Here is a 7,851-nt window from a genome sequence, read left to right on the forward strand (position 1 = left end):
TGCGACTCCGGCCGCGAGCGGCCTCCGCGCAGGATGACGGGTGGAGCGGATGACTACCAGCGGTAGTGAGCGAACGCGCGGTTCGACTCGGCCATCTTGTGCGTGTCCTCACGACGCTTCACAGCGGCGCCGAGGCCGTTGGACGCGTCGAGGATCTCGTTGGTGAGACGATCGGTCATCGTGTTCTCACGACGAGCCTTCGCGTAGCTGGTCAGCCAGCGCAGCGCGAGCGTGTTCGCGCGGTGCGGCTTGACCTCGACGGGCACCTGGTAGGTGCTGCCGCCGACCCGGCGCGAGCGGACCTCGAGGGTGGGGCGCACGTTGTCGAGCGCCTTCTTGAGGACCGTCACGGCATCCTGGCCGGACTTCTCGGCCACGTTCTCGAGAGCACCGTAGACGATGCGCTCGGCGAGGCCCTTCTTGCCGTCGAGCAGGATCTTGTTGACCAGCTGGCTCACCACGGGCGAGCCGTAGACGGGATCGGCGACGACCGGGCGCTTCGGAGCAGGACCTTTACGGGGCATTACTTCACCTTCTTTGCACCGTAGCGGCTGCGAGCCTGCTGACGGTCCTTGACCGCCTGCGTGTCGAGCGCGCCGCGCACGATCTTGTAACGGACACCGGGGAGGTCCTTGACACGACCACCGCGCACGAGCACCAGCGAGTGCTCCTGCAGGTTGTGGCCCTCGCCCGGGATGTAGGCGGTGACCTCGGTGCCGTTGCGGAGCTTCACACGAGCGACCTTGCGCATCGCCGAGTTCGGCTTCTTGGGCGTGGTGGTGTAGACACGGGTGCAGACCCCGGCCTGCTGCGGGTTCGCCTTCAGGGCGGGCGCCTTGGTCTTGGAGACCTTCGGCGTACGGCCCTTGCGAACCAGCTGCTGAATAGTAGGCACTGATTCTCCTCATTCGTCCTGCACGGTGACAGGAATGCTTTCATGGTCAAGCATGTGCGACGGCTTGCGCGGCCGCGGAGCTGCTGTCGCCCGCCCCGCGCGAACGAGGTGCGGAGGACCGAGTGCAGCTATGCCGTGGGGGTGTCAGCCCTGGGGGCGAGTGACCCTCGGCGGGCTCCCCCGATCGGCGTCGTGCGGGCACGACTCAATACGCTGGAGCACACCAAACATCAACTCTACGCGTTGACGTAACAGAGCGCAAGACAGGGAACGGGTGCGAGTGCCTTCCATCGCCCGGGCGGGCCCCGCCTACTGCGGCGGCTCGAGGTTGCGGCTGAGCTCGTCGAGCATCGCCCTGATCTGCGGCTCCACGAAGCGCTGGATCGCCGCCTCGACGCGGGGCCGGTGCGTCACGAGCGCGAAGCACACCTCCCGGCCCGCCTCCTCGGCGCAGCGGTCGGCCAGCTCGATCTCGCGGCGCAACCGCTGCTTCTCCTCCGCGCTGAGCGGCGGGCGCGGCAGCGGAGGCTCGGGGCGGGTCTCCTCCGCGAGCCCCGCGAGGGTGAAGAGGAACGGCTGCCCGCCGTCGTCCGGTTCGGGATCCGGATCGAGCCCCTCGTACTCGGGCGCGAGCCCGGCTGCGGGATCGTATCCGCCGCTCTGCCACATCTCCGCGCCCGTGAGCTCGGCGTGCAGCGCCGGCAGCTCCTGCTCCGTGAACTCGTCCACCCGCCGGTCGATGATGCGCTGCATGCGGGACACCAGCGCGTGGGTCACCTGGTGCGGGACGTCGCTCGTGAGCCCCGCGGCCGCGAGCAGCGGGGAGCCCGTGCATCTGCGGCACAGCCGGGCGCGCCCGCGGTGCGTGCCGGGAGACCAGCCCGGCAGCCATCGCAGCCAGGCGTCGACCGCTGCGTCGACCCGAGTCTCGATCGTGCCCGCCACGATCACCGCTCCCACCGGTCCGGACCGTCGCCGGCCGGGTCTTCGGGGTCGTCGGAGCCGCGCGGCCCGCCGTCGCGCCATGGGTCCTCGTCGCCGATGGCCCAGTCGGGTCCGGGCTCCCCCCGGCGCTCCCACGGCCACTTCGGCACCGGGCGATCGGTGTAGACGCGGCGCGCGAGCACCGCCCAGAAGAGCAGCGAGGCGAGTCCGCAGACGGGTGCGAGCAGGGCCGCGAAGGGGCTCACCCAGGTCTCGTCGATCGAGAGCCCGGCGAGGGTGCCGCCGAGGCACCACAGCAGGTAGGCGCCGCCGGCGATCGCGATCAGCAGGCCCCACGCCGGGGACTTCCTGCCGCGCAGCAGCACCAGCGCCTGCTGCCACATCGTGGCGCCGAGCAGCGCGAGCACGACGAGCACGAGCACCGGCGCGACCCATCGCGGCACCCCGTCGCTGGAGATCGGATCGCGCTGCAGCGTCAGCGCGAGCAGCCCCCAGCTCGCGATGAGCAGGGCGGCCGCCACGATGACGGCGGCCAGGATCAGGCCCCCGACGTATCCGCGAGTCACCTCGCGACGGGAGCCGGAGCTCATGGCCGCTTCGCCTGCACTTCCGCGAGCGCCGCCTCGTACTCGGCGAGCGCCTCGGCGTTGCGACGCTTCATCCGGCGGCCGCGCGCTCCGATCCACGCGCCGAACCAGACCGTCGCCTCGCGCGCGACGATGCCGGCGGCGATCGCGGGCACCGCCAGTCCGAAGGTGTCGGCCAGGGCGATCGGCGCCCGCTCGAACAGGGCGCGCACCCCGTCGGCGGAGGCGGCGTATCCCGCGGTGGCCGCGACCCAGACGAGGGCGCCGACCAGGAAGCCGCCGAGCACGTAGGCCCACCAGCCGGCCCGCCCCACGATCAGCACGAGCAGGATCAGGCCGAGCAGGAACGCTCCGACCGCCGCGGCGAAGCCCCACGAGAGCACGTAGCTCAGCAGGCCGTCCACGAACTGGGAGGGTGCGAGGCCGGGAGCCAGCCACAGCGCGAGCACGCCGGCGTAGACCGCCGCGAAGCCGAGGGTGCCGAGCAGCGCGATGAGCACGCCGGCGCCGCGATTGCCCTTGATCTCGGGGGGCATCGGGGTCTGCATGTAGAGCGCCGCCATGGGATGGTCGGAGCTGATGCGGATCTCGCCGTCGCGCACGGGCGGCTCGTTCACCGCGGCCGCGCTCGGCAGCTCGTCGAGCGTGAGCACCCGGGCGGGCTCCTCCGCGGGAACGTCGAGGTTGAGCTGGGTATCGACCTCGGAGATGGCCTGACGGCGCGCCAGCTCAGCGCCCTCGGGATCCTGCACCGCTCCCTGCGGGGCCTCCACGACCAGCGGCGCCTCCTCCTCGGCGGGGGGCTCGATCGCCTCGTCCTGCGCGGCGTCGGCCTCGACGCCGGCGCCCCGCGAACGTTCGACGGCCTCGAGCACCTCGGTACGGCTGGCCTCCGTCTCCTCGACGGGGGCGCCCGGATTGCCCGGGGTCTCCGGAGTCTCCGCGGCTCTCGACGCGGGGGTCTCGCGGTCCTCGCTCATGGCTTCACCTCTCGTAGCGGCGCGGTGTGCTCGTTGCAGAGCACCATACTTCATCGTCACACTACAAGCCGCCGCCGACAATCCCTCGCTCCCGCGCGCGGCACGGCGCAAAAAAGGGCGCCCGTGCCGAAGCACGGGCGCCCTTTCCGAGCTGGATCCTGCGGCTGCGCTCGCTCCCCGCAGGATGATGCCGGGGCTATCGCCCCGGCATCAGCTGTAGTTGCCCGGGTTGAACTCGTCGGCCGTGAAGCTGTCGAAGTCCACGAACGACAGGTCGTTCTCGTCGAAGGTGCCCTCGGTCGCGAACAGGCGGTTCGGGTAGCGCTCCGCCTTCGCCTCCTCGGTCGCCTCGACCTCGACGTCTCGGTAGGTGCTCAGGCCGGTGCCGGCCGGGATGAGCTTACCGATGATGACGTTCTCCTTGAGGCCGATGAGCGGATCCTTCGATCCCTCCATCGCCGCCTGCGTGAGCACGCGGGTGGTCTCCTGGAAGGAGGCCGCCGACAGCCACGACTCGGTCGCCAGCGAGGCCTTGGTGATGCCCATGACCTCGTGGCGGGCGGTCGCCGCGCGCTTGCCCTCGAGCAGCGCCTCGCGGTTGATGCGCTGGTAGCGGGAGCGATCCACGAGCTCGCCCGGGAGCAGCTCGGTCTCGCCGTGATCCACCACGGTCACCTTGCGCAGCATCTGGCGCACGATCACCTCGATGTGCTTGTCGTGGATCGGCACGCCCTGCGAGCGGTAGACGCCCTGCACGCCCTCGACGAGGTACTTCTGCACCGCGCGCTCGCCGGGGATGTGCTTGCCGCTCTCGGTGGAGCCGACCTGGAGGATGTCCTTCGGGTCGAGCGTGCCCGCGAGGAACGGCTGGCCGAGCTCGACGTGATCGCCGTCATCCACCAGCAGCGTGGCGCGCTTCAGCACGGGGTACGCCTTCTCCTCGGTGCCGTCGTCCGGCGTGAGGAGGATGCGACGGCTCTTCTCCGTGTCCTCGATCGTGACCCGACCGGCGGCCTCGGCGATGGGCGACGCACCCTTGGGGGTACGGGCCTCGAAGAGCTCCTGCACGCGGGGCAGACCCTGCGTGATGTCGTCGGCCGAGGCCGAACCACCGGTGTGGAAGGTGCGCATCGTGAGCTGCGTGCCCGGCTCGCCGATCGACTGCGCGGCGATGATGCCGACGGCCTCGCCGATGTCGACGCGCTGGCCCGTGGCGAGCGAGCGACCGTAGCAGGTGGCGCAGACGCCGACGGCGGACTCGCAGGTGAGCACGGAGCGCACCTTGATCTCGGTCACGCCGGCACCGACGAGCTTGTCGATGAGCACGTCGCCCACGTCCTCGCCCGCGGTCGCGACCACGGTGCCGTCGGGCGCTGCGGCGTCGGCCGCGAGCGTGCGGGCGTACACCGAGTTCTCGACGTTCTCATCGCGCACGAGCACGCCGTTGGCGTCGCTCTCGGCGATCACCAGGTCGAGGCCGCGCCGGGTGCCGCAGTCCTCTTCGCGGATGATCACGTCCTGCGAGACGTCCACCAGACGACGGGTCAGGTACCCGGAGTCGGCGGTACGCAGAGCGGTATCGGCCAGACCCTTTCGCGCACCGTGGGTCGCGATGAAGTACTCCGCCACCGACAGCCCCTCGCGGTACGAGTTGATGATCGGACGCGGGATGATCTCGCCCTTCGGGTTCGACACGAGGCCGCGCATACCGGCGATGTTGCGGATCTGCAGCCAGTTGCCTCGAGCGCCCGACGACACCATGCGGAAGATGGTGTTGTCGGCGGGGAAGGCGTCGCGCATGGCGGCCGCGACCTCATCGGTGGCCTCGGTCCAGATCTCCGTGAGCGCCTTGCGGCGATCCACGTTGCTGATCATGCCGCGGTCGTAGTCGCGCTGCACCTTGGCCGCGCGCTTCTCGTGCTCCGCGATGATCTCGCCCTTGTTGGAGGGGGTCACGATGTCCGAGAGAGCGACGGTCACGCCCGAGCGCGAGGCCCAGTAGAAGCCGGCGTCCTTGATGCGGTCGAGCGTCGCCGCGACCTCCACCTTCGGGTAGCGCTCGGCCAGGTCGTTGACCAGGCCCGAGAGGCTGCCCTTGTCGGCGACCCGCTCGAAGTACGGGTAGTCGATCGGCAGCGCCTCGTTGAAGATGGCGCGGCCGAGCGAGGTCTCGACGAGCACGGGCTTCTCGTGGGTGAGGCCGTCCGCATCGGTGTAGCCGGTGAGGCGGATCTTCGCCTGAGCGCCCAGGTCGAGCGAGCCCTCGTCCATCGCGAGGATCGCCTCGGCCACCGAGCCGAATGCGCGACCGGTGCCGGGCGCGTCGGGCTTGATGGTGGTGAGGTGGTGCAGACCGATGATCATGTCCTGCGAGGGCAGGGTCACCGGACGGCCGTCCGACGGCTTCAGGATGTTGTTCGACGCGAGCATGAGCACGCGGGCCTCGGCCTGGGCCTCGACCGACAACGGCAGGTGCACGGCCATCTGGTCGCCGTCGAAGTCCGCGTTGAAGGCGGCGCAGACGAGCGGGTGCAGCTGGATCGCCTTGCCCTCGACGAGCTGCGGCTCGAACGCCTGGATGCCGAGGCGGTGCAGGGTCGGTGCGCGGTTCAGCAGCACGGGGCGCTCGCGGATGATCTCCTCGAGCACGTCCCACACCTCGGAGCGCGCGCGCTCCACCATGCGCTTCGCGGCCTTCACGTTCTGCGCGTGCGACAGATCCATGAGGCGCTTGATCACGAACGGCTTGAACAGCTCGAGCGCCATCTGCTTGGGCAGACCGCACTGGTGCAGCTTGAGCTGCGGACCGACCACGATGACCGAGCGGCCCGAGTAGTCGACGCGCTTGCCGAGCAGGTTCTGGCGGAAGCGGCCCTGCTTGCCCTTGAGCATGTCGCTCAGCGACTTCAGTGCGCGGTTGCCGGTGCCCGTGACGGGGCGGCCGCGGCGGCCGTTGTCGAACAGCGCGTCGACGGCCTCCTGCAGCATGCGCTTCTCGTTGTTCACGATGATCTCGGGGGCGCCGAGATCGAGCAGGCGGCGCAGACGGTTGTTGCGGTTGATCACACGACGGTAGAGGTCGTTGAGATCGGAGGTCGCGAAGCGGCCGCCGTCGAGCTGCACCATCGGGCGCAGCTCCGGCGGGATCACCGGGACCACGTCGAGCACCATCGCGGCCGGGCTCGCGCCCGTCTGCAGGAAGGAGTTGACGACCTTCAGGCGCTTGATGGCGCGGATCTTCTTCTGACCCTTGCCCTCGGCGATCTGCAGGTGCAGCGTGTCGCTCTCGGCGGCGAGGTCGAAGTTCTCGAGGCGCTTCTTGATCGCCTCGGCGCCCATGTACGCCTCGAAGTAGTCGCCGTAGCGGTCCATGAGGTCGGCGAACACCGCGTCCTCGGGCTTGAGGTCGCCCACCTTGAGGTTGCGGAAGTCCTCCCACACGCGCTGCAGACGAGCGATGTCGTCGTCGAAGCCCTTGCGGATCGCGGCCATCTCCTTCTCGGCCGAGGTCTCGGCACGGCGGCGCTGATCCGCCTTCGCACCCTCGGACTCGAGCGCGGCGAGATCCGACTCGGCCTGCTGCTGGCGCTGCGCGATCGCGATGTCGCGCTGATCCTCGAGCGCCTTCAGCTCGAGACGCAGCTCGGCCTCGAGCTCGGCCAGGTCCTCGTGGCGGCCCTCCTCATCGATGTCGATGATCATGTAGGCCGCGAAGTAGATGACCTTCTCGAGATCCTTCGGCGCCATGTCGAGCAGGTAGCCGAGGCGCGACGGCACACCCTTGAAGTACCAGATGTGCGTGACGGGCGCGGCCAGCTCGATGTGGCCCATGCGCTCGCGGCGCACGCTGGACTTGGTGACCTCGACGCCGCATCGCTCGCAGACGATGCCCTTGTAGCGCACGCGCTTGTACTTGCCGCACGCGCACTCCCAGTCGCGGCTGGGACCGAAGATCTGCTCGCCGAAGAGCCCGTCCTTCTCGGGCTTCAGCGTGCGGTAGTTGATGGTCTCCGGCTTCTTGACCTCGCCGAACGACCAGCTGCGGATGTCGTCGGCGGTCGCCAGACGGATCTGCAGCTCGTTGAAACTCGTACCCTCGAGCAAAATGTTCTCCTTGAGAATCTGAAAATCTGTGCTGTGGGATCGGCTGCTCCGCCCGTCAGGCGGGGCGGCCGATCGATTCGGATCTCATCCTCGGACGAGATCGCGCGGGCTCAGATCTCGTCGACGGACGAGGTCTCGAAGCGGGTGGACAGGTTGATGCCGAGCTCCTCGGCGGTGCGATGCGCCTCGTCGTCGTTGTCGCGCAGGTTGACGACGGACCCGTCGGCTCCCAGCACCTCGACGTTCAGGCAGAGCGACTGCATCTCCTTCATGAGCACGCGGAACGACTCGGGCACGCCCGGCTCCGGGATGTTCTCGCCGCGCACGATGGCCTCGTAGA

General features: G+C 69.5%; 7 protein-coding genes. All 7 read right to left on the minus strand.

Going from position 1 to position 7,851, the window contains the following annotated elements; genetic code table 11:
- Positions 1–53 precede the first annotated feature (53 nt).
- Positions 54–524, minus strand: a complete 471-nt coding sequence (gene rpsG / locus ACWKZU_RS07840; protein ID WP_024356767.1) for a 30S ribosomal protein S7 — start codon at positions 522–524, stop codon at positions 54–56.
- Positions 524–895 (minus strand): 30S ribosomal protein S12, encoded by a 372-nt coding sequence (rpsL, locus tag ACWKZU_RS07845; protein WP_017885335.1) that lies wholly within the window; start codon positions 893–895, stop codon positions 524–526. The genes rpsG and rpsL overlap by 1 nt, the downstream gene beginning before the upstream one ends.
- Before the next feature lie 309 nt (positions 896–1,204).
- The gene (locus tag ACWKZU_RS07850) at positions 1,205–1,840 is read right to left on the minus strand and encodes a spermidine/putrescine ABC transporter substrate-binding protein (protein ID WP_449281761.1); all 636 of its coding nucleotides are present in this window, start codon (positions 1,838–1,840) and stop codon (positions 1,205–1,207) included.
- 2 nt (positions 1,841–1,842) lie between these two features.
- Complete coding sequence (locus ACWKZU_RS07855; protein ID WP_449281762.1) at positions 1,843–2,430, minus strand: hypothetical protein; 588 nt, start codon at positions 2,428–2,430, stop codon at positions 1,843–1,845.
- Positions 2,427–3,407, minus strand: a complete 981-nt coding sequence (locus ACWKZU_RS07860; protein WP_449281763.1) for a hypothetical protein — start codon at positions 3,405–3,407, stop codon at positions 2,427–2,429. The genes ACWKZU_RS07855 and ACWKZU_RS07860 overlap by 4 nt, the downstream gene beginning before the upstream one ends.
- A 210-nt stretch (positions 3,408–3,617) precedes the next feature.
- A complete protein-coding gene (locus ACWKZU_RS07865) occupies positions 3,618–7,511 on the minus strand; it encodes a DNA-directed RNA polymerase subunit beta' (protein WP_449281764.1) in 3,894 nt (1,297 codons plus the stop codon).
- Positions 7,512–7,621: 110 nt separating this feature from the next.
- Positions 7,622–7,851: hypothetical protein (locus ACWKZU_RS07870; protein ID WP_449281765.1), on the minus strand; the 230-nt coding region annotated here is incomplete at its 5' end.

The organism is Leucobacter sp. (genome assembly GCF_053528595.1).